Annotated in this window: 16 protein-coding genes and 1 pseudogene; 5 read left to right on the top strand and 12 right to left on the bottom strand. The window is 69.5% G+C overall.

The features are described from left to right. Positions 1-10: 10 nt before the first annotated feature. The 4 genes from G4D77_RS19750 to G4D77_RS19735 all read right to left on the bottom strand — a co-directional run bounded on the left by G4D77_RS19750 (position 11) and on the right by G4D77_RS19735 (position 2,718). Entirely contained in the window at positions 11-253 is a 243-nt protein-coding gene (locus G4D77_RS19750) for a DUF1289 domain-containing protein (RefSeq protein WP_017404204.1), read from the bottom strand. Next, complete coding sequence (locus tag G4D77_RS19745; RefSeq protein ID WP_154833350.1) at positions 253-756, bottom strand: YbaK/EbsC family protein; 504 nt, start codon at positions 754-756, stop codon at positions 253-255. The genes G4D77_RS19750 and G4D77_RS19745 overlap by 1 nt, the downstream gene beginning before the upstream one ends. Positions 757-758: 2 nt before the next feature. Continuing rightward, positions 759-1,700 (bottom strand): hydroxymethylglutaryl-CoA lyase, encoded by a 942-nt coding sequence (locus tag G4D77_RS19740; protein ID WP_016452781.1) that lies wholly within the window; start codon positions 1,698-1,700, stop codon positions 759-761. 109 nt (positions 1,701-1,809) lie between these two features. Then, positions 1,810-2,718: a LysR family transcriptional regulator gene (locus tag G4D77_RS19735; protein ID WP_012207762.1), complete on the bottom strand. Its 909-nt coding sequence runs from the start codon at positions 2,716-2,718 to the stop codon at positions 1,810-1,812. Between the two features lie 91 nt (positions 2,719-2,809). On the opposite strand from G4D77_RS19735, the gene G4D77_RS19730 reads away from it, so the two are divergent. Both G4D77_RS19730 and G4D77_RS19720 read left to right on the top strand, forming a co-directional pair. Next, on the top strand, positions 2,810-3,772 hold the full coding sequence (locus G4D77_RS19730) for a 3-hydroxyacyl-CoA dehydrogenase family protein (RefSeq protein ID WP_154833348.1): 963 nt from the start codon (positions 2,810-2,812) through the stop codon (positions 3,770-3,772). After that, positions 3,769-4,610: pseudogene (locus G4D77_RS19720) on the top strand (tripartite tricarboxylate transporter substrate-binding protein). Before G4D77_RS19730 ends, G4D77_RS19720 begins: the two are co-directional and overlap by 4 nt. A gap of 9 nt (positions 4,611-4,619) precedes the next feature. On the opposite strand, the gene G4D77_RS19715 reads toward G4D77_RS19720, so the two are convergent. The 5 genes from G4D77_RS19715 to G4D77_RS19695 all read right to left on the bottom strand — a co-directional run bounded on the left by G4D77_RS19715 (position 4,620) and on the right by G4D77_RS19695 (position 10,924). Further along, complete coding sequence (locus G4D77_RS19715) at positions 4,620-5,540, bottom strand: 2-hydroxyacid dehydrogenase (RefSeq protein WP_154833346.1); 921 nt, start codon at positions 5,538-5,540, stop codon at positions 4,620-4,622. 70 nt (positions 5,541-5,610) lie between these two features. Then, positions 5,611-7,629 carry an acetyl/propionyl/methylcrotonyl-CoA carboxylase subunit alpha gene (locus G4D77_RS19710; RefSeq protein WP_034363217.1) on the bottom strand — a complete coding sequence of 673 codons (2,019 nt, stop codon included), beginning with the start codon at positions 7,627-7,629 and terminating at the stop codon, positions 5,611-5,613. Between the two features lie 51 nt (positions 7,630-7,680). Further along, positions 7,681-8,430: a DUF4126 domain-containing protein gene (locus G4D77_RS19705; protein ID WP_043790440.1), complete on the bottom strand. Its 750-nt coding sequence runs from the start codon at positions 8,428-8,430 to the stop codon at positions 7,681-7,683. Positions 8,431-8,496: 66 nt separating this feature from the next. Beyond that, positions 8,497-9,282, bottom strand: coding sequence for an enoyl-CoA hydratase/isomerase family protein (locus G4D77_RS19700; RefSeq protein WP_016450033.1), 786 nt, complete (start codon positions 9,280-9,282; stop codon positions 8,497-8,499). 34 nt (positions 9,283-9,316) lie between these two features. Next, the gene (locus tag G4D77_RS19695) at positions 9,317-10,924 is read right to left on the bottom strand and encodes a carboxyl transferase domain-containing protein (protein ID WP_016450032.1); all 1,608 of its coding nucleotides are present in this window, start codon (positions 10,922-10,924) and stop codon (positions 9,317-9,319) included. Between the two features lie 92 nt (positions 10,925-11,016). On the opposite strand from G4D77_RS19695, the gene G4D77_RS19690 reads away from it, so the two are divergent. Further along, positions 11,017-12,750: a Na+/H+ antiporter gene (locus G4D77_RS19690; RefSeq protein ID WP_016450031.1), complete on the top strand. Its 1,734-nt coding sequence runs from the start codon at positions 11,017-11,019 to the stop codon at positions 12,748-12,750. Between the two features lie 44 nt (positions 12,751-12,794). On the opposite strand, the gene G4D77_RS19685 is transcribed toward G4D77_RS19690, so the two are convergent. Then, complete coding sequence (locus G4D77_RS19685) at positions 12,795-14,513, bottom strand: AMP-binding protein (protein ID WP_154833344.1); 1,719 nt, start codon at positions 14,511-14,513, stop codon at positions 12,795-12,797. Positions 14,514-14,649: 136 nt separating this feature from the next. On the opposite strand from G4D77_RS19685, the gene G4D77_RS19680 reads away from it, so the two are divergent. Both G4D77_RS19680 and G4D77_RS19675 read left to right on the top strand, forming a co-directional pair. Further along, a complete protein-coding gene (locus G4D77_RS19680) occupies positions 14,650-15,726 on the top strand; it encodes an AraC family transcriptional regulator (RefSeq protein WP_154833342.1) in 1,077 nt (358 codons plus the stop codon). 75 nt (positions 15,727-15,801) lie between these two features. Next, entirely contained in the window at positions 15,802-16,467 is a 666-nt protein-coding gene (locus G4D77_RS19675; protein ID WP_154833339.1) for a glutathione S-transferase family protein, read from the top strand. 7 nt (positions 16,468-16,474) lie between these two features. Here the strand turns inward: G4D77_RS19675 and G4D77_RS19670 are convergent, their stop codons facing one another. After that, positions 16,475-17,167, bottom strand: coding sequence for an HAD family hydrolase (locus tag G4D77_RS19670; RefSeq protein ID WP_154833337.1), 693 nt, complete (start codon positions 17,165-17,167; stop codon positions 16,475-16,477). 99 nt (positions 17,168-17,266) lie between these two features. After that, complete coding sequence (locus G4D77_RS19665; protein WP_154833335.1) at positions 17,267-18,316, bottom strand: hypothetical protein; 1,050 nt, start codon at positions 18,314-18,316, stop codon at positions 17,267-17,269. Positions 18,317-18,466 lie beyond the last annotated feature (150 nt).

The raw sequence follows: 18,466 nt of genomic DNA, 5'->3' as shown, positions 1-18,466 counted from the left end.
TCCAGGGGGTCTAGGGGACGGCGACCGTGATGCCCGCACGCTCGAGCAGCGCGTTCCAGATGACCAGGCGCTGGGACGCATCGGACTTGGACCAGGCACGGATCTCGTCGATGGTGCGAAAGCACCCTTCGCAATGGCTGCGGTCCGGCGTCATGCGGCAGACCGAGATGCAGGGCGATGGCACGGGCTCGTCGTCAGCACGCGCAGCGAAGGCTGCGCCGGCCTTGTGGGCCAGCATTTCCTTGGGGCCCATCATGCCGCCACCTCCTGCACCACGTCGGCCCAGGGCGCGCCGGCCAGCAGTTGCAGCGCGGCCGGCGTGGCCGCGAACACCGCATGCGGATGGCCGGCGGCAGCCCAGACCATGTCGAAACGCTGCAGTTCCCGGTCCACCAGGGTCACGGGCGTGTTGGCATGGGCCACGGGGCTGACGCCGCCGATGGAAAAACCCGTCTGCGCCTTGACGAAATCGGCGTCGGCACGGCCCACGGGGCCGACCAGGGCCGCGACCTTCTTCTCGTCCACGCGGCGGTCGCCCGAGGCCACGACCAGCACGGCCACGCCGTCGCTGCGGCGGCGGAAGATGATGCTCTTGGCCACCTGGCCCACGAGGATGCCCAGCTGGTCGGCCGCTTCCTGGGCCGTGCGCGCCGCGCCGTCCAGCATGCGCGGCCCCTCGCCATGGCCGGCCTGCTGCAGGAAGGCCGCCACGCGCTGCACGCCTTCGGGAAGATGGTGGAGTTCAGATCCGCACATGCTCACACCGCCTCGCATGCAGACGCGCTGGCGCGCTTGGTGAGCAGTGCCTTGGCCACGCGCGATTGCGTGGGGCGGCCCAGGTGGTCGCTGATGAACTGGCCGGCGTCAATCAGCTTGTCCAGGTCGATACCGGTCTCTATGCCCATGCCCTGCAGCATGTAGACCACGTCCTCGGTGGCCACATTGCCCGTGGCGCCCTTGGCGTAGGGGCAGCCGCCCAGGCCCGCCACCGAGGTGTCGAACTGCCACACTCCCAGCGACAGCGCGGCCAGCGTGTTGGACACGGCCTGGCCGTAGGTGTCGTGGAAGTGGCCCGAGACATCGTCGATGGCGAAGTGCTGCAGCGTGGCCTCGATGGCCTTGCGCACCTTGACGGGCGTGCCCACGCCGATGGTGTCGGCCACGCCCACATGCTGCACGCCGATGCCCTTCATGAGGCCGGCCAGGTAGGCCACGCGCTCGGGGGCGATCTCGCCTTCATAGGGGCAGCCCACGGTGCAGCTCATGGCGCCGCGCACGTAGATGCCCTGGGCGCGTGCGGCCTCGGCCACGGGGGCGAAGCGCTCGATGCTTTCGGCAATGGAGCAGTTGATGTTCTTCTGGCTGAAGGCCTCGCTGGCTGCGCCGAAGACCACGATCTCGTCGGGCCACAGTTCGCGCGGCGCCGACAGCGCGGCCTCCAGGCCCTTCATGTTGGGCGTGAGCACGCTGTAGCGCACGCCGGGGCGGCGGACGATGCCGGCCATGACTTCGGCGTTGTCGGCCATCTGCGGCACCCATTTGGGGCTGACGTAGCTGGTGACCTCGATTTCCTTGAGGCCGGCTTCCTGCAGGCGGTGCACCAGCTCGATCTTGACGGCGGCGGGCACGGGCTGTTTTTCATTCTGCAGGCCGTCGCGGGGGCCTACATCGACGAGTTTGACGCGGGAAGGAATGCTCATGGGGTGTTCTCACCGGGATGACGGGTACGGCCCCTATTGTCCAGGCTTGCAGGCCCGGGCACCACCCCATATCCTGCCGGGCCATGCACAACGGCTGCCAGCGCCCCGTTCAGCCCGGCAGGGCCGCCATTTCCTCGCGCAGCATCTCCACCATGCGCGCGGCAGCCGGCGACAGGCGGCGGCCGCTCAGGCGCACCAGGCCGATGGGGCGGCGCAGCACCGGCCGTGCCAGCGGGCGCGCCACCACCTCCGGCCGCTGCACCACCTGCGCGGCCAGCAGCGGCAGCGCGCTCACGCCCAGATCGGCAGCCACCATGGCCGCGATGGTGGCCAGGTGCTCCACGGCGTACTGGGGCGCAAAGCGTATGCCGTGGGTCAGCAGGGCCTCGTCGGCGTACTGCCGCACGCTGGTGCCGGCCGGCATGGAGATGTGGGGCAGATGGGCCACGTCGGCCCAGCCCAGGTCACCGCGCCCGCGCGCCAGCGCATGGCCGCGGCCCAGCAGCAGCACGAAGCGGTCGGAGGCCAGCGGCAGGTAGTCCAGGTCGGCATAGGCGGGGTTGGCCGCCGTGAGCGCAAAGTCCACGCGGCCCGCGCGCACCATGTCGAAGGCCGGCCCGGCCAGGCTGTCGAACAGCTCCAGGTGCACGCCCGGATGCTCGGCCGCAAAGCGCGCCAGCACGCGGGGCAGCAGGCCCGCAGCCAGCGAAGGCAGGGCCGCCAGCGCCAGCCGGCCCACCTGCACCTGGGCCACCTCCTGCACGCGGCGCACGGTCTCGTCCATCTGGTGGCGCAGGATGCGCGCCTGCTCGGCGAAGACCTCGCCGGCCTGGGTCAGTTCCACGGCGCGCGTGGTGCGCTCGAACAGGCGCGCGCCCAGCATCTCTTCCAGCCGCGCCAGCGTGCCCGAGACGGCCGACTGCGACAGGTGCATCTGCAGCGCCGTGCGCCGAAAGCTCAGCGAATCGGCCAGCGCCAGAAAGACATCGACCTCGCGGGCCGACCAATTGATCTTCATGGCCGATCAGTTTATCGAAAAATGCGTCTTTACCGTTCAATGACGGCTGCCTAGACTGCGCCTCAAATCCATGAGATCAGCAGGAGACAGCATGCACAGCAGTTCGCCGCGCAACGCGCGCACGGTGGTCGTCGGGGGAGGCACCATGGGTGCCGATGTGGCCGTGGTTCTGGCCCGGGGCGGGGCCCTGGTGACCGTGGTCGACCCCGGCGCGGCAAGGCGCGAGCTGCTGCTGCAGCACATTGCCATCGAGCTGGCCACGGCCGGCTTTGCCCGGTGCGCGTCCCAGGTCTCGGTCTGCGCGGCGCTGGAGGATGTGGCCTGGGATGGCGTGGCCCTGGTGGTGGAATGCATCACCGAGCGGCTGGATGCCAAGCAGGCGCTGTTCGCCGAACTTGAGGCGCATGCGCCGGCCGACGCCGTGCTGGCCAGCAACAGCTCGGGCTTTCCCATCAGCGCCATCGCCAGCGGCCTGCCCACGGCGCAGCGCATGCTGGGCCTGCACTTTTTCATGCCCGCCCACCTGGTGCCGCTGGTGGAGGTGGTGCTGGGAGAGCGCAGCGACCCGGCCCTGGGCCAGTGGCTGCACGCCTTCATGCGCGGCTGCGGCAGCGTGCCGGTGCTGGTGAAGAAGGACAAGCCCGGCTTTCTGGCCAACCGCATGCAGCATGCGCTGTCGCGCGAGGCCTTCGCCCTCATCGACGAGGGCATTGCCTCGCCCGAGGATGTGGATGCCGCCGTGCGCTTCGGCTTCGGCTTCCGCTTCCTGGCGGCCGGCCCCGTGCTGCAGCGCGACCATGCGGGCATCGAGGTGCATTGCGCAGCGGCCGCCACCATGTACCCCACGCTGTCCAACACCGATGTGCCGGCCCAGGCCCTGCGCGATCGCGTGGCGCGTGGCGATCTGGGCATGAAGACCGGCAAGGGCTTCTTCGACTGGCCCGAGGAGCGCCGTCTGGTCGAGCGGGCCCGCTACGACGCGCTGCTGCGCCAGGGCCTGGCCCTGCTGGCCAGCGAGCTGCCGGTGCCGGAGCAGGCACAGGACACGCCATGAGCACGCCGGCCCCCACGTCAACCGCGTCGCCCACGTCAACCACGTCTCAGTGGAGCGACCCGCTGATCGTCACCGTGGCCCCCAACGGCGCCTACAAGCAGCCGGCCGACCACCGAGCCCTGCCGATCACACCCTGCTGCTGGCCGCCAGCGGCCCCATGGCCGTGAATTCCTCGCTGTACAAGAGCATGCCCTTCAACCCGCTCAAGGACCTGGAGCCCGTGGTGCAGCTGTCGGCCTTCCCGCTGGTGCTGGAGGTCCATCCCTCGCTGGGCGTCAAGACCGTGGCCGAGCTGCTGGCCCTGGCCAAAACGGGCAAGACACTGAGCTTTGCCTCGGCCGGCAACGGCACGCCCCAGCACCTGGCGGGCGAGCTGTGCAACTCCATGGAGCAGGTCAAGCTGGGCCATGTGCCCTACCGGGGTGCGGGACCGGCGCTCAACGACCTGATCGGCGGCCAGGTGGGCGTGATGTTCGACATCGTGGGCAGCTCGTTGCAGCACATCCAGGGCGGGCGCCTGATCCCGCTGGCCGTCACCTCGGCAGAGCGCAGCAAGGTGCTGCCCGACGTGCCCACCATGGCCCAGGCCGGCGTGCCCGGCTACCAGATCACGGGCTGGCATGGCATTGCCGTGCGCGCGGGCACGCCGCCCGCCGCCATCGACAAACTCAATGCCACGGTCAACGCCATCTTCAAGGACCCGGCCTTCCGCACGCGCTGGGAGGCCATAGGCACGCCGGCCGTGGGCGGCACGGCGGCCGAATTCGGTGCCTTGATCAGGAGCGACTCCCAGCGCCTGGGTGCGCTGGTGCGCAGCACCGGCGTGACGCTGGACTGAGCGCGCCCGTCAGTAGCCGCGCCGCAGGTCCACGCGGCCGCTCACGGCCTCGCCCCGGCTCAGCGCCGCGACCTTGCCCACGATCTGCTCCACGCTGTCGCGCGCCAGGGTGCGCGCCGAAGTGTGGGGCGTGAGCGTGATGCGCGGATGCCGCCAGAAGGCATGGCCGTCGGGCAGCGGCTCGGTGCGGAACACATCGAGCAACGCGCCGGACACATGGCCCCCGTCGATGGCGGCGACGAGGTCCTCGTCCGCCACATGGCCGCCGCGTCCCACGTTGATGACATAGGCGCCCGGCTGCAGCAGGGCCAGGCTGCGCGCGTCGATGATGCGGTCTGTCTCGGGGGTCAGCGGCAGCAGGTTGACGAGGATGCGGGTGGCGCGCAGAAAGGCGTCGAAGTCCTGCGGGCCGCAGAAGCCACGCACGCCGTCGATGGCATGCGGCGTACGGCTCCAGCCGTTGACGGGGAAATCGAACACCGCCAGCGCGCGCGCCACGCGCTCGCCCATGCGGCCCAGTCCCATGACGCCCACGGGGTAGTCGGCACGCCGGGGATTGGGCCGGTGCTGCCACAGGCCGGCAGCCATGTCGGCCTCGTAGCCGTCCAGGCCCCGGAAGAAGCGGATCACGGCCTGGCTGACGTATTCGGCCATCTGCACGGCCATGCCGGCGTCCTCCAGGCGGTAGACGGGAAGGTCGGGCGGCAGGCGCAGCGGCAGCAGCGCATCGACGCCGGCACCGATGTTGAACAGGGCCTTGAGGCCCGGCTGCTCGTCGATGAAGCGCTGGGGTGGCGCCCAGACCAGAGCGTAGTCGGCCTGCGGCGCGCCCGGCGACCAGATGTCCACCTCGGCGCCCGGCAGGGCCGTGCGCAGTCCTTGCAGCCAGGCGTCGGGCCTGGTGTCTTCGCAGCAGAAAGTCACTCGCATAGGTGGCCAAGCCTAACGGCCTGGCGACGCCCACGCGCGACTTTTGCGCAAAACTGTCTTGCCTGCGGGCTCAGCTTTCCAGGCGCAGCAGCTCGGAGCCTTCGGTCACCTGGTCGCCGGGCGCATACAGCAGCTCGGCCACCACGCCGTCGCCGGGCGCGGCGATGGTGTGCTCCATCTTCATGGCCTCCATCACGGCCAGCGGCTGGCCCTTGCTGACCTTGTCGCCGGCCTTGACGGCAAAGGAGACCACCTTGCCCGGCATGGGCGCCGTCAGGCGGCCGCCTTCCGAATGCACATCGCCCGCATGGGCCAGCGGATCGGCCAGGCCCAGCACGGCCGCGCCCTGGGGAGCGAACACATGGCATTGCTCGCCCAGCACATGGACCTGGGCGCGCAGGCGCTGGCCCGCGAATTGCACGTCGAAGGCGCCGTCCCCGGCCTGTTGCCAGGACAGCAGGCCCTCGGCGAGGGACTCGCCCTCGCCCACGGCCAGTTGCAGCGCGCCGTCATGCAGGTAGCGCAGGCGCGCGGGCACGGCGGCCTCGCCCTGGCGGAAGTCCCAGCGCCGCTCGGCCACGCCGTGCGAGCGCCAGCCGTCGCGGCGGCTGAAGGGGTCGGCGGTTTCCTGCGCGCGCTCGGCCTGCAGTACCTGGGCCACGGCGGCGGCCACGGCCTGGGCCTGCGGCAGGCGCTGCTGGTGGAACAGATGCTGCTTCTCGCGCTCGATCAGCGCCGTGTCCAGCTTGGCGGTTGCAAAGGCATCGCTGGCGATGACCTGGCGCAGGAACTGCACATTGGTGGCCAGGCCCACGATGCGTGTCTCGGCCAGGGCGGCATCGAGCCGCGCCAGCGCCTGTTCGCGCGTGTCGCCATGCACGATGAGCTTGGCGATCATGGAGTCGTAGAAGGGGCTGATGGCATCGCCCTCGCGCACGCCGTCGTCCACGCGCACGTCGCCGACACGGAAGCTGGCGCAGTCGGGCTTGCGGTAGACATGCAGGGTGCCGGTGGCGGGCAGGAAGCCGTTGTCGGGGTTTTCGGCGCAGATGCGCGCCTCGATGGCATGGCCGGTGATGCGCAGCTCGTCCTGGCGCTTGGGCAGGGGCAGGCCGCTGGCCACGCGCAGCTGCCAGTCCACCAGGTCCTCGCCCGTGATGGCCTCGGTCACCGGGTGCTCGACCTGCAGGCGGGTGTTCATTTCCATGAAGTAGAACTTCATGGCCTCGGGCTGGTCGTAGCCGCCGGGCTGCTCGACGATGAATTCCACCGTGCCCGCGCCCACGTAGTTCACGGCCTGGGCGGCGGCCACGGCGGCCTCGCCCATCTTCTGGCGCAGCGCAGGCGTCATGCCGGGCGCGGGGGACTCCTCCAGCACCTTCTGGTGGCGGCGCTGCACCGAGCAGTCGCGCTCGAACAGGTAGACGCAGTTGCCCTGGGTGTCGCCAAAGACCTGGATCTCGATGTGGCGCGGGCGCAGCACGTATTTCTCGACCAGCACGGCATCGTCGCCGAAGCTGTTGATGGCCTCGCGCTGGCAGCTGGCCAGGGCGGCGGCAAAGTCCTCGCTGCGCTCGACCAGGCGCATGCCCTTGCCGCCCCCGCCGGCGCTGGCCTTGATCAGCACCGGGTAGCCGATGCGGTCGGCCTCGCGCTGCAGCAGCTGCGGGTCCTGGTCGGCCCCGTGGTAGCCGGGCACCAGGGGCACGCCGGCCTTTTCCATGAGCTGCTTGGAGGCCGCCTTCAGGCCCATGGCGCGGATGGCCGAGGGCGGCGGGCCGATGAAGACCAGGCCGGCATCGGCGCAGGCCTGGGCGAATTCCTCGTTCTCGCTGAGAAAGCCGTAGCCGGGGTGGATGGCCTGGGCGCCCGTGGCCTTGGCGGCCTCCAGGATGCGTTCCCAGCGCAGATAGCTGTCCTTGGGGGCGCTGCCGCCGATGTGCACGGCCTCGTCGCAGGCCTGCACATGCTTGGCGCGGGCATCGGCGTCCGAGTACACGGCCACGGTGCGCACGCCCATGCGGCGGGCGGAAGCCGCGACGCGGCAGGCGATTTCACCGCGGTTGGCGATCAGGATCTTCTTGAACATGCGTTATCTCCAGTGTTTTCTCTGCAGCCCCGGTCATTCGGCGACCGGCGGCTATGGTTTTTGATTCATCGCGGGAGACCCGCCGAACAGCGCGCGCAGGCGCTGCACCACGGCCTTGAGAAAGCGCCACAGCGCCCAGGTCAGCAGCCACAGCGCGATGACCACGACCAGCAGCACGGCGGCGAAGGCCAGCGGGTGCGTGAGCGCCAGCCAGATCGCGCCCACCGAGGCGCCGTCCTCCACCAGGCTCGCGCCCACGTTGGAAAACGGCTCGGGCGAGGTGTTGATGGCCGCGCGCGTCGTGCTTTTGGCCACCTGGCTGGACAGGGCCAGCGAGCCGCCCATCAGGGCCGCCATGGTGGCCATGGTCGCGCTGTCGGCGCCGAAGACGCCGGCCGCCAGCGCCGCGCCCGCCGGGATGCGGATCACGCTTTGCAGCAAGTCCCAGACCGAGTCCACCCCGGGGATCTTGTCGGCGAAGAACTCCACGAACAGCAGCGCTCCGCTGGCGAACAGCAGGGCCGGATGCTCCAGCACATGCAGCCCGCCCGGCAGCGCCACCCAGCCCAGCGCCCCCAGCAGCCCGGTCACGAACACCACGGCGTAGAGCCTAAAGCCGCTGGCCCAGCCCAGTGCGGCGGCCAGCGCCAGCAGGCCGGCCATGTCCATGCCGCTGGTGGCCTGGCCCACGCGCTCGGCCACTTCGCCAGCCGCCTCGCTGACCGTGTGGTGCACGGCCGGGCCCGGGTACAGGCCCACGGACTGCAGCCACTGGACGAGGGAGTCGGTCAGGGTGCTCATGGTGTTGGCTCAGCGTTGGCTCGGCGTTGCTCGGTGGTCGCGCGATGAATGGGCAGCCTGCGCGTATCAGGCCAGCCAGGCCGGCTTGCGCTTTTGCAGGAAGGCCTGCACGCCCTCCTTGCCCTCGGCGCTGGCGCGAATGTCGGCGATGCTTTCGACGGTGGCGGCGATCAGCTGCTCGTTGATCTCGCGCTCGGCCACCTCGATCACCAGGCGCTTGCAGGCGCGGGCGGCGGCGGGACCGGCGCTGACCAGGTGCTTGAGCAGGCCGTCCACGGCGTTGTCCAGCTCGTCGGCCGCCACCACGCGGTGCACGAAGCCGATGCGCAGCGCCTCGGCCGCGTCGAAGCGCTCACCGGTCAGGAAGTAGCGGTGGGCGGCGCGCGCGCCCATGGCGCGGATCACGTAGGGGCTGATGGTGGCGGGGATGAGGCCGATCTTCACTTCGGACAGGCAAAAGCCCGCGCCCTCGGCGGCCACGGCCATGTCGCAGGCCGCGACCAGGCCCATGCCGCCCGCATAGACATCGCCCTGCACGCGCGCGATGGTGGGTTGCGGGCATTCGTAGATCACGCGCAGCATCTCGGCCAGCAGGCCGGCATCCTCGCGGTTCTCGTCGCGCGAGTAGTCGGCCATGCGGCGCATCCAGTTGAGGTTGGCGCCCGCGCAAAAGGCCGGGCCCTCGGCGGCCAGCACCACGGCGCGCACGTCGCTGCGCTTGCCCACGGCGTGGAAGGCGTGGGTGATGTCGGCAATGACCTCGTCGCTGAAGGCATTGCGCACTTCGGGCTGGGTCAGCGTGATGGTGGCCAGGGGGCCCTGGAATTCGAGGGTCAGTGCGGTGGTTTTCATGAAGTACCTCGCTGCAAGGAAAGGGAAGCCGCCGTCACATGCGGAACACGCCGAAGCGCGTGTCCGCTATGGGCGCGTTGCGCGTGGCCGCCAGGCCCAGCGCCAGCACGCGGCGCGTGTCGGCGGGGTCGATGACGCCATCGTCCCACAGGCGCGCCGTCGCGTAATAGGGGTGGCCCTGATCCTCGTACTGCTGGCGGATGGGGGCCTTGAAGGCCTCTTCCTCCTCGGCCGTCCACTGGCCGCCCTTGGCCTCGATGCCGTCGCGCTTGACGGTGGCCAGCACGCTGGCCGCCTGCTCGCCGCCCATGACCGAGATGCGCGCGTTGGGCCACATCCACAGGAAGCGCGGCGAGTAGGCGCGGCCGCACATGCCGTAGTTGCCCGCGCCGAAGGAGCCGCCGATGATGATGGTGAACTTCGGCACGGCCGCCGTGGCCACGGCCGTGACCAGCTTGGCGCCGTGGCGGGCAATGCCTTCGTTCTCGTACTTGCGGCCCACCATGAAGCCCGTGATGTTCTGCAGGAAGACCAGCGGGATCTTGCGCTGGCAGCACAGCTCGATGAAGTGCGCGCCCTTGACGGCCGATTCGCTGAACAGGATGCCGTTGTTGGCGATGATGCCCACCTGCATGCCCTCGATGCGCGCAAAGCCGCAGACCAGGGTGGCGCCGAAGCGGGCCTTGAACTCGTCGAAGCGGCTGCCGTCCACCACGCGGGCGATGATCTCGCGCACGTCGAAGGGCTTGCGCGTGTCCACGGGGATCACGCCGTACAGCTCGCCGCCGTCGAACAGCGGCGCCTCGGGCGGCAGGTCGCCAGCCGAAGGCTGCTTGGCATGGTTGAGGTTGGCCACGGCCTGGCGCGCCAGCGCCAGCGCGTGGGTGTCGTTGTGGGCCAGGTGGTCGGCCACGCCCGACAGGCGCGTGTGCACGTCGCCGCCGCCCAGGTCCTCGGCGCTGACCACCTCGCCCGTGGCGGCTTTCACCAGCGGCGGGCCGCCCAGGAAGATGGTGCCCTGGTTCTTGACGATGATGGACTCGTCGCTCATGGCCGGCACATAGGCGCCGCCGGCCGTGCACGAGCCCATGACCACGGCGATCTGGGCAATGCCCTCGGCGCTCATGTTGGCCTGGTTGAAGAAGATGCGGCCGAAGTGCTCGCGGTCGGGGAACACATCGTCCTGGTTGGGCAGGTTGGCGCCGCCCGAGTCCACCAGGTAGATGCAGGGCAGGCGGTTCTGCGCGGCGATCTCCTGGGCGCGCAGGTGCTTCTTCACCGTCATCGGGTAGTAGGTGCCGCCCTTCACCGTGGCGTCGTTGCAGACGATCATGCAGTCCACGCCGCTGACGCGCCCGATGCCGGCGATCAGGCCCGCGCCGGGTGCATCGTTGCGGTACATGTTGAGCGCAGCCAGCGGGGCGATCTCCAGGAAGGGCGTGCCCGGGTCCAGCAGCATGGCCACGCGGTCGCGCGGCAGCAGCTTGCCGCGCGCCACGTGCTTGGCGCGCGCGGCCTCGCCGCCGCCCTCGGCGACCTTGGCCACCTGGGCCTGCAGGTCCTCGACCACGGCGCGCATGGCCGCGGCATTGGCCAGGAAGTCCGCCGAACGCGGATTGAGTTGGGTGCCCAGAATGCTCATGTGTGGCCTCTTCTTGTGTTTGCCCGATGCGGGCGCTTGGTTTTTCCGAATGTCCTGCAAAGAACGGCGGTCCGGCCTGGGGAAAATGCCGTATGCACACCGTTGAAATCGTCTTGCTCGTCCTGCTGCTGGGAGCGTTGACGGGCATTGCCGCGCGTTACGTGCGCGCCATCCCGCTGCCGCTGATCCAGATCACCCTGGGAGCGCTGATGGCCTGGCCGCAAAAGGGCCTGCACATCGCCTTCGATCCCGAGCTGTTCCTGCTGCTGTTCATCCCGCCGCTGCTGTTCGCCGACGGATGGCGCATCCCCAAGCGCGAGTTCTTTGCGCTGTACCGCCCCATCCTGCGCCTGGCGCTGGGCCTGGTGCTGTTCACGGTGGTGGGGCTGGGCTGGCTGATCCACTGGCTGGTGCCCGGCATGCCGCTGACCGTGGCCTTTGCGCTGGCCGCCGTGGTCTCGCCCACCGATGCCGTGGCCGTCTCGGCCATCACGCGCAACCTGGGCATGCCCGAGAAGACCATGCACATCCTCGAGGGCGAGTCCCTGCTCAACGACGCCTCGGGCCTGGTGGCGCTGAAATTCGCCATCGCGGCCACGCTGACCGGCCTGTTCTCGTGGACCGAGGTGGCCAAGGATTTCATGTGGATGGCCCTGGGCGGCCTGGGCGTGGGCACGCTGATCGGCTGGGGCTTTTCCTATGCGCGCAGCACCATCACGCGCCGCCTGGGCGACGTGGCGGCCACGCAGATGGTGCTGCTGCTGATCCTGCTGCCCTTCGCCGCCTACATCGTGGGCGAAAAGATCGGCGTGTCGGGCATCCTGTCGGCCGTGGCCGCAGGCATTGCCACCAACTTCGCCGACCTGGAGCGCAGCAGCTACATCAGCGAGCGGCTGCAGACCGAGGGCACTTGGAGCATGGTGGAAGCCTCGTTCAACGGCGCCATCTTCCTGCTGCTGGGCCTGCAGCTGCCCTCCATCATCGGCGTGACGCTGCACGATGCGGGCAGCGAATGGTGGGTGCTGGTGGGCTATGTGGTGATCATCTCCAGCGCGCTGCTGCTGATGCGCTGGATCTGGCTGACGCTGGGCGTGCAGCGCAGCCTGGCTCGCGCCCACTTCCAGGGAAAGATGGCAGAGCGCCCCTCGCACCTGCTGAACCTGGCCACCACCATGGCCGGCATACGCGGCGCCGTGACGCTGGCCGGCGCGCTGTCCGTGCCCATGCTGCTGAACAACGGCCAGCCCTTCCCCGGCCGCGAGATGCTGGTCTTCCTGGCCACGGGCACCATCTTGTTCACCCTGGTGCTGGGCAGCATCGCCCTGCCGCTGATCTTGCGCCGCATGCCCCAGCCCGGCGAATCGCCCACGGTGCGCGAGGAGCGCCTGGCGCGCGTGGCCGCCTGCCAGTCCGCCATTGGCGGGCTGACGCTGAGCGAGGAAGAGATCCAGGGCCACACTCCCGAATGGGTGGCCATGCACCAGGAGGTCATGGGCCACCTGACGCAGGAGTACCGCAACCGCGTCCAGCTGCTGGACGACGGCAGCGGCACGGCCTCCAGTATCGAGATCCAGCGCGAGGCGCCCGAAGTCGTGCGCCAGCGCAAGCTGCGCTACCTGCTGGAGATCGAGCTGCGCCTGCGCTGCATCCACCAGGAGCGCGACGCGCTCTACGCCGAGCGCCAGGCCCACCGCATCAACGACGAGTCGCTGCGCCGCCTGGTCAGCGAGCTGGACATGCAGGAGATCTCGCTGCGCAAGCGCCTGGTGGTGGCGCGCCGCGCTGCCGCCTCGGCCATGGCCGCGCCCGAGGGCGGCACGCCCTAGGCGGCACGCGGTGGACAGCTGGCGGCAGCGCATGAAAGCAGCCCTCAGGCGGTCCTGGCCGGGCGAAGATCCAGCATGGCGATCATCTCGTCGCGGATCTTGAACTTCTGGATCTTGCCGGTCACCGTCATCGGGAAGGCCTCGACGAAGCGGATGTAGCGCGGCACCTTGTAGTGGGCGATCTGGCCCTTGCAGAAGTCGCGCACGCCGTCTTCGGACAGCGTCTGGCCGGGCTTGACGATGATCCAGGCGCACAGCTCCTCGCCGTAGCGCGCGTCGGGCACGCCGACCACCTGCACGTCCTGCACCTGGGGATGGCGGTAGAGGAATTCCTCGATCTCGCGCGGGTAGATGTTCTCGCCGCCGCGGATCACCATGTCCTTGATGCGGCCGACGATGTTCACGTAGCCCTGCTCGTCCATGGTGGCCAGGTCGCCGGTGTGCATCCAGGCCTCGTCGTCGATGGCCTCGCGCGTGCGGGCCTCGTCCCCCCAGTAGCCGTGCATGACCGAGTAGCCGCGCGTGCACAGCTCGCCCGAGACGCCGGGCGCCACGACCTCGCCCGTGGCCGGGTCGACGATCTTCACCTCCAGGTGCGGCTGCACCTTGCCCACGGTGGACACGCGGCGCTGAAGCGGCGTGTCGGCATCGCTCTGGCAGCTGACAGGGCTGGTCTCGGTCATGCCGTAGGCGATGGTGATCTCGGACAGGTGCATGTCGCTGACCACGCGCTTCATCACCTCGATGGGGCAGGGCGAGCCGGCCATGATGCCGGTGCGCAGCGTGCTCAGGTCGAACTCCTTGAAGCGCGGGTGGTCCAGCTCGGCGATGAACATGGTGGGCACGCCGTGCAGGCCCGTGCAGCGCTCGGCCTGCACGGTCTCCAGCACCAGCAGCGGATCGAATCCGTCATTCGGGTAGACGATGGCCGAGCCATGCGTGAAGCAGGCCAGGTTGCCCAGCACCATGCCGAAGCAGTGGTACAGCGGCACGGGAATGCACAGCCGGTCCTCGGGCGTCAGCCGCATGCACTCGCCAATGAAAAAGCCGTTGTTCAGGATGTTGCGGTGGGTCAGCGTGGCGCCCTTGGGAAAGCCCGTGGTGCCGCTGGTGAACTGGATGTTGATGGGGTCGGTGTTCTTGAGCGTGGCGGCCACGGCGTCGATGCGCGCATCCTGCGCATCACCGCGCGCCAGCAGGCTGGAAAAGCGCAGCATGCCGGGCTGCTCTTCGCCCTGCCCTGCCACGTCGATCCAGACCACGCTGCGCAGCTGGGGCAGGCGCGCGCAATGCAGGCGGCCGGGCTCGGCCGTGGCCAGCTCGGGGGCCAGTTCGCGCAGCATGCCCAGGTAGTCGCTGGTCTTGAACTGCGCCATGGTCACCAGGGCCTTGCAGCCGACCTTGTTGAGCGCGTACTCCACCTCGGAGGTGCGGTAGGCCGGGTTGATGTTGACCAACACCAGGCCGACCTGGGCCGTGGCCAGCTGCATCAGCACCCATTCGGCGTTGTTGTGCGACCAGATGCCGACGCGGTCGCCCTTTTCCAGCCCCAGGCCCAGCAGCGCGCTGGCCAGGCGGCGCGCCTCGGTGTGCAGGCCGGCATAGCTGTAGCGCAGGCCCTTGTGGCGGCTGACCAGGGCCTCGCGATCGGGCTGGCGGGCCGCCATGTCGGCAAAGAAATCGCCGATGGTCTGCTCGATCAGCGGCACATCGGTGCGGCCTTGGGCATGGCTGGAAGCGAGCGGGGCGTTCTGGGCGGGCATGCGTTGTCTCCTGTGTCGTCGGCGGCGCCTGGGACGGGCAAATGCAGTGGCCTGCCCCGTCACGGCAGCTATTGCGTGGCAGCATAAGGGCCAACCCCGAGCAGAACAGGCCACGAAGGTTGCAATAATTGCCAGCATGTTCACCCCCTCGCTGGTCAAGACCCCCCTGCCCCAGGCGGCCGCCACCATGGCCTCCGCACACCCTGCAGTCACGCCCATGGCCTTTGTGCAGGCCATTATGCTGGCCTACGAACGCCGGGGTATCAGCGCCCTGTCCGCCCTGGAGAAGGCACAAATTGCGCCAGACTCCGTCAAAGAGCGCAACGAGTGCATCACGGCGCTGCAGATGGAGGCACTGTCCGATGCCGCCATGCGCGAACTCGACGACGAGGCCCTGGGCTGGTTCTCCCGGCGCCTGCCCTGGGGCAGCTACGGCATGCTGGCGCGCGCCAGCATGGGCAGCGAGCAGCTGGGCCTGGCACTGGCGCGCTGGTGCCGCCACCATGGCCTGCTGGCCGACGACATCCGCCTCACGCTGACGCAGGAAGACGGCTTGGCCACGCTGGCCATCGAGGAGCTGTCCACGCTGGGCGCCATGCGCGAGTTCTGCCTGCTGTCGGTGCTGCGCAATATCCACGGCCTGGCCAGCTGGTTCATCGACGAGCCGCTGCCGCTGCGGCGCGCCTGCTTTCCCTTCGATCCCCCGCCGCATGCGGGCGTGTATGCGCTGCTGTTCCCGCCGGGCGAGGTGGAGTTTGGCGCGGCCCGGGCCTGCCTCCAGTTCGACGCGCGTTTTCTGGATATGCCGCTGACGCGCGACGAGCCCGCGCTGCAGCGCATGCTGCAGCGCGCCCTGCCGCTGCAGGTGCGCCCCTACCGGCGCGAGCGCCAGCTGGTGCAGCGCGTGCGCCAGCTGCTGGCGGCCGACGCCGAATGCCTGCAGACGGCCGACACGCTGGCCCGCCAGCTGCACCTGTCCCAGCGCAGCCTGCACCGCCAGCTCAAGGAAGAAAGCGCCTCGCTGCAGGCGCTCAAGGACGAGGTGCGGCGCGAGCGTGCCGTGGCCCTGCTGCTGCGCACCAGCCGGCCCATCAAGCGCATCGCCCAGTCCTGCGGGTTTCTCAACGACAAGAGCTTCATCCGCGCCTTCCGGCTGTGGACGGGGCTGTCACCCTCCGAATTCCGCAAGAGCGCACGAGCCCGGCCCGAGTGAGGGCCGCGCGCATCCTGGCGCGATTTGCATCCTGCGCGACTGCCGCCGTCCGCGCATCTGGCCTAGGCTTTGCGCATGCACCATCTCCACCACTGCGTCAGCGCGCGCTCCTTCCGCGCGCTGTGGATGCTCGAAGAACTGCAGCTTCCCTACACGCTGCACATGCTGCCGTTTCCGCCGCGCGTGCTGCAGCGCAGCTACCTGGAACTCAACCCGCTGGGCACGGTGCCGCTGCTGCGCCACGGCGAGGCCAGGCTGACCGAGTCAGCCGCCATCTGCGAATACCTGGGCGCCCTGCACCCCGGGGCGGGCCTGTCCGTGCAGCCGCAGGAGGCAGACTTCGCCGCCTACCTCAACTGGCTGCACATGAGCGATGCCACGCTGACCTTCCCGCAGACCCTGGTGCTGCGCTACACCCACTTCGAGCCAGCCGAACGGCGCCAGCCCCAGGTGGCCCAGGACTACCAGCGCTGGTTCCTTGCGCGGCTGCGCGCGGTGGAGCAGGCCGTGGAACAGCGCCACTGGCTCGCGGCAGACCGCTTCACCGCTGCCGACGTGGCCGTGGGCTATGCGCTGATGCTGTCGGCGCACCTGGAGATGGAGCCGCAGTGGGGGCCTGCCACCCAGGCCTACTGGCAGCGCGTGCAGCAGCGGCCCGCCTTCCAGCGGGCGCTGCAGGCCGAGCAGCAGGCCGCGCGTGCGCAGGCCGTGGACGAGACGCCTTCGCCGCAGCTGCGCTAGGGCCGGCTCAAGCGCTGGCGCTGGCCTGCCCGATGGCGCGCAGCATGGCCGGCAGCTCGCCCATGTCGCCGAATACGCAGCTGGCGCCGGCCTCGAGCAGTTGCTCGGCCGATGCGTGGCCCTGGTCGGCCGGGAAGTAGCCCCAGACCGTGGCGCCTGCGGCCACGCCGGCGGTGACGCCGGTCACCGTGTCCTCGATGACCAGGCAGCGCGCCGGCTCCACGCCCAGGGCAGCGGCGGCTGCCAGGTACACATCGGGAAAGGGCTTGCTGCGCGGCAGCTCATGGCCGCTGAAGACGCGGCCCTCGAAATAGGGGGCCATGCCGACCTGGGCCAGCTGCATCTCCACCTTGGCGCGGTCCGCGCCCGAGGCGCAGGCGATGCGGCCAGCGCACAGCGCATGGGATTGGCTGACGGCGGACAGCGCGCCGTCAATGGCCACCAGCTCGGCGCGCAGCGCGGCGTTGCGGCGCTCGTAGAAGGCGGCCATCCATGCGTCGCTCAGCGGCTTGCCGGTGCGCGCCTCGATCAGCGCGGCCTGGCTGCGCACGGTCTTGCCGATGAATTCGCGCAGGCATTCCTCGGTGCTGATGGGCCAGCCCGATTCATTGAGCATGGTGCACAGCACGCGGTTGGTGATGGATTCACTGTCGACGAGCACGCCGTCACAGTCGAAGAGCACGGCCTCGAAAGCAGTCATGGATGGATTCTCGAAACAAACTGAGCAAGGGCGCCCTGGGGCGCCCTTGCTGCGGAAAATGGCCGGATTATGCGCCGGCCGCGCATGCCTGTGCCCTGCTCAGGGGAAGGAGGCACCGGCCAGCGGATGCACCATGCGGCGGACGTTGCGCACCGAGATGGAATGGAACCGGCCATCGTCGGTGACCACGTCGCCGAAGGCGAAGAAGCCTTCGGCCGCATTGCGGTTGAACTGCTCCAGGCGCTGCGCGAGGCTGGCGCTTTGGGACACCGGTTCGACGCGGTACTCGATGGCGCCCTGCTGGTCGCCGCTCTTTTCGTACAGCTGCACGCCTTCGGTATTGCCGCGCAGCACCAGGGCGCCACGCAGCAGGTGGCCCTTGGCACCCATCTCGTCCAGGCGCTGCTTCAGCGCCGTGCCGTTGGCCATGCCGAAGGGCGCGGCCAATGCGAACACCGCGTACTCGAAGGCCGGCGCCTTGGAGTCCTTGACGTAGAGGTTGAACATCTCGTTGCCCGAGATCAGCGGGCCCATGTAGCGGAAACCCCGGCCGCTCATCTCGGCCAGTTGCTGCGTGAAGCCGGACGTGTCCAGCGCACCCACGGCGGGGCGCGTCTCGTAGCTGTAGGTGGCGGCGGCGCTGCTGCTGCGCACATAGAGGTTGCGCAGGTCCTGCGTGCTGCTGGGGAACGCCATGCCCGACTTGTACAGGTAGCCTTGCGCACCCTGTGCGTTGAGCTGGGCCACCAGGGCCGAGACGCCCGCCACGTCCGGCACCATGCGGTAGTCCAGGCGCGTGCCGGTGTGGGCCGTGTCGGTGACGTAGAAGTCACCGATGGGAACGGGGAAGGCGGTACCGCCCGAGGCCAGGCTGTAGGTGAAGGCATAGCCCTGCGCCCCCAGCGCGTTCATGATGGACAGGGCCGCGTCGAAGTTCTCCGCACCGGTCTCCATGCGGTACTGGCCGGTCACCGGCGTGGGCGTGCCGCCGGGGTTGCCGGGCGTACCGGGGTTGCCAGGATTTCCGCCATTGCCGGGATCTCCGCCGCCCGGCTCTCCCGATCCACCACCACCGCCGCCGCCACAGGCGGCCAGGGCTCCCAGAAGCATCAATGCCGCGCTGCGGCGCGTGAGCTGTACCATCTTCATGACTATCTCCCCTTCTCGTTGAATACATGCCCGTTCCATGCGGAATCTCAGGGCATCGGCGGCGATTTTGGGGAGTTGGCCGACATCCGGTCACCCCCCGGCCGGGGGGTAATCGTTACGATGTGCGCAAGGTGTATCCGGGCGCGCCCT

The organism is Delftia sp. WY8, from assembly GCF_018437695.1.
Lineage (GTDB): Bacteria > Pseudomonadota > Gammaproteobacteria > Burkholderiales > Burkholderiaceae_C > Comamonas > Comamonas tsuruhatensis.
This window is presented reverse-complemented; position numbering and strand designations above follow the sequence as displayed.

What these genes read in the sequence shown, in the direction of transcription:
- G4D77_RS19750 (WP_017404204.1), bottom strand. Translation starts at nt 253, where the DNA reads ATGGGCCCCAAGGAAATGCTGGCCCACAAGGCCGGCGCAGCCTTCGCT.
- G4D77_RS19665 (WP_154833335.1), bottom strand. Translation starts at nt 18,316, where the DNA reads ATGAAGATGGTACAGCTCACGCGCCGCAGCGCGGCATTGATGCTTCTG.
- G4D77_RS19710 (WP_034363217.1), bottom strand. Translation starts at nt 7,629, where the DNA reads ATGTTCAAGAAGATCCTGATCGCCAACCGCGGTGAAATCGCCTGCCGC.
- G4D77_RS19675 (WP_154833339.1), top strand. Translation starts at nt 15,802, where the DNA reads ATGCACCATCTCCACCACTGCGTCAGCGCGCGCTCCTTCCGCGCGCTG.
- G4D77_RS19680 (WP_154833342.1), top strand. Translation starts at nt 14,650, where the DNA reads ATGTTCACCCCCTCGCTGGTCAAGACCCCCCTGCCCCAGGCGGCCGCC.
- G4D77_RS19690 (WP_016450031.1), top strand. Translation starts at nt 11,017, where the DNA reads ATGCACACCGTTGAAATCGTCTTGCTCGTCCTGCTGCTGGGAGCGTTG.
- G4D77_RS19740 (WP_016452781.1), bottom strand. Translation starts at nt 1,700, where the DNA reads ATGAGCATTCCTTCCCGCGTCAAACTCGTCGATGTAGGCCCCCGCGAC.
- G4D77_RS19730 (WP_154833348.1), top strand. Translation starts at nt 2,810, where the DNA reads ATGCACAGCAGTTCGCCGCGCAACGCGCGCACGGTGGTCGTCGGGGGA.
- G4D77_RS19715 (WP_154833346.1), bottom strand. Translation starts at nt 5,540, where the DNA reads ATGCGAGTGACTTTCTGCTGCGAAGACACCAGGCCCGACGCCTGGCTG.
- G4D77_RS19695 (WP_016450032.1), bottom strand. Translation starts at nt 10,924, where the DNA reads ATGAGCATTCTGGGCACCCAACTCAATCCGCGTTCGGCGGACTTCCTG.
- G4D77_RS19705 (WP_043790440.1), bottom strand. Translation starts at nt 8,430, where the DNA reads ATGAGCACCCTGACCGACTCCCTCGTCCAGTGGCTGCAGTCCGTGGGC.
- G4D77_RS19745 (WP_154833350.1), bottom strand. Translation starts at nt 756, where the DNA reads ATGTGCGGATCTGAACTCCACCATCTTCCCGAAGGCGTGCAGCGCGTG.
- G4D77_RS19735 (WP_012207762.1), bottom strand. Translation starts at nt 2,718, where the DNA reads ATGAAGATCAATTGGTCGGCCCGCGAGGTCGATGTCTTTCTGGCGCTG.
- G4D77_RS19700 (WP_016450033.1), bottom strand. Translation starts at nt 9,282, where the DNA reads ATGAAAACCACCGCACTGACCCTCGAATTCCAGGGCCCCCTGGCCACC.
- G4D77_RS19685 (WP_154833344.1), bottom strand. Translation starts at nt 14,513, where the DNA reads ATGCCCGCCCAGAACGCCCCGCTCGCTTCCAGCCATGCCCAAGGCCGC.
- G4D77_RS19670 (WP_154833337.1), bottom strand. Translation starts at nt 17,167, where the DNA reads ATGACTGCTTTCGAGGCCGTGCTCTTCGACTGTGACGGCGTGCTCGTC.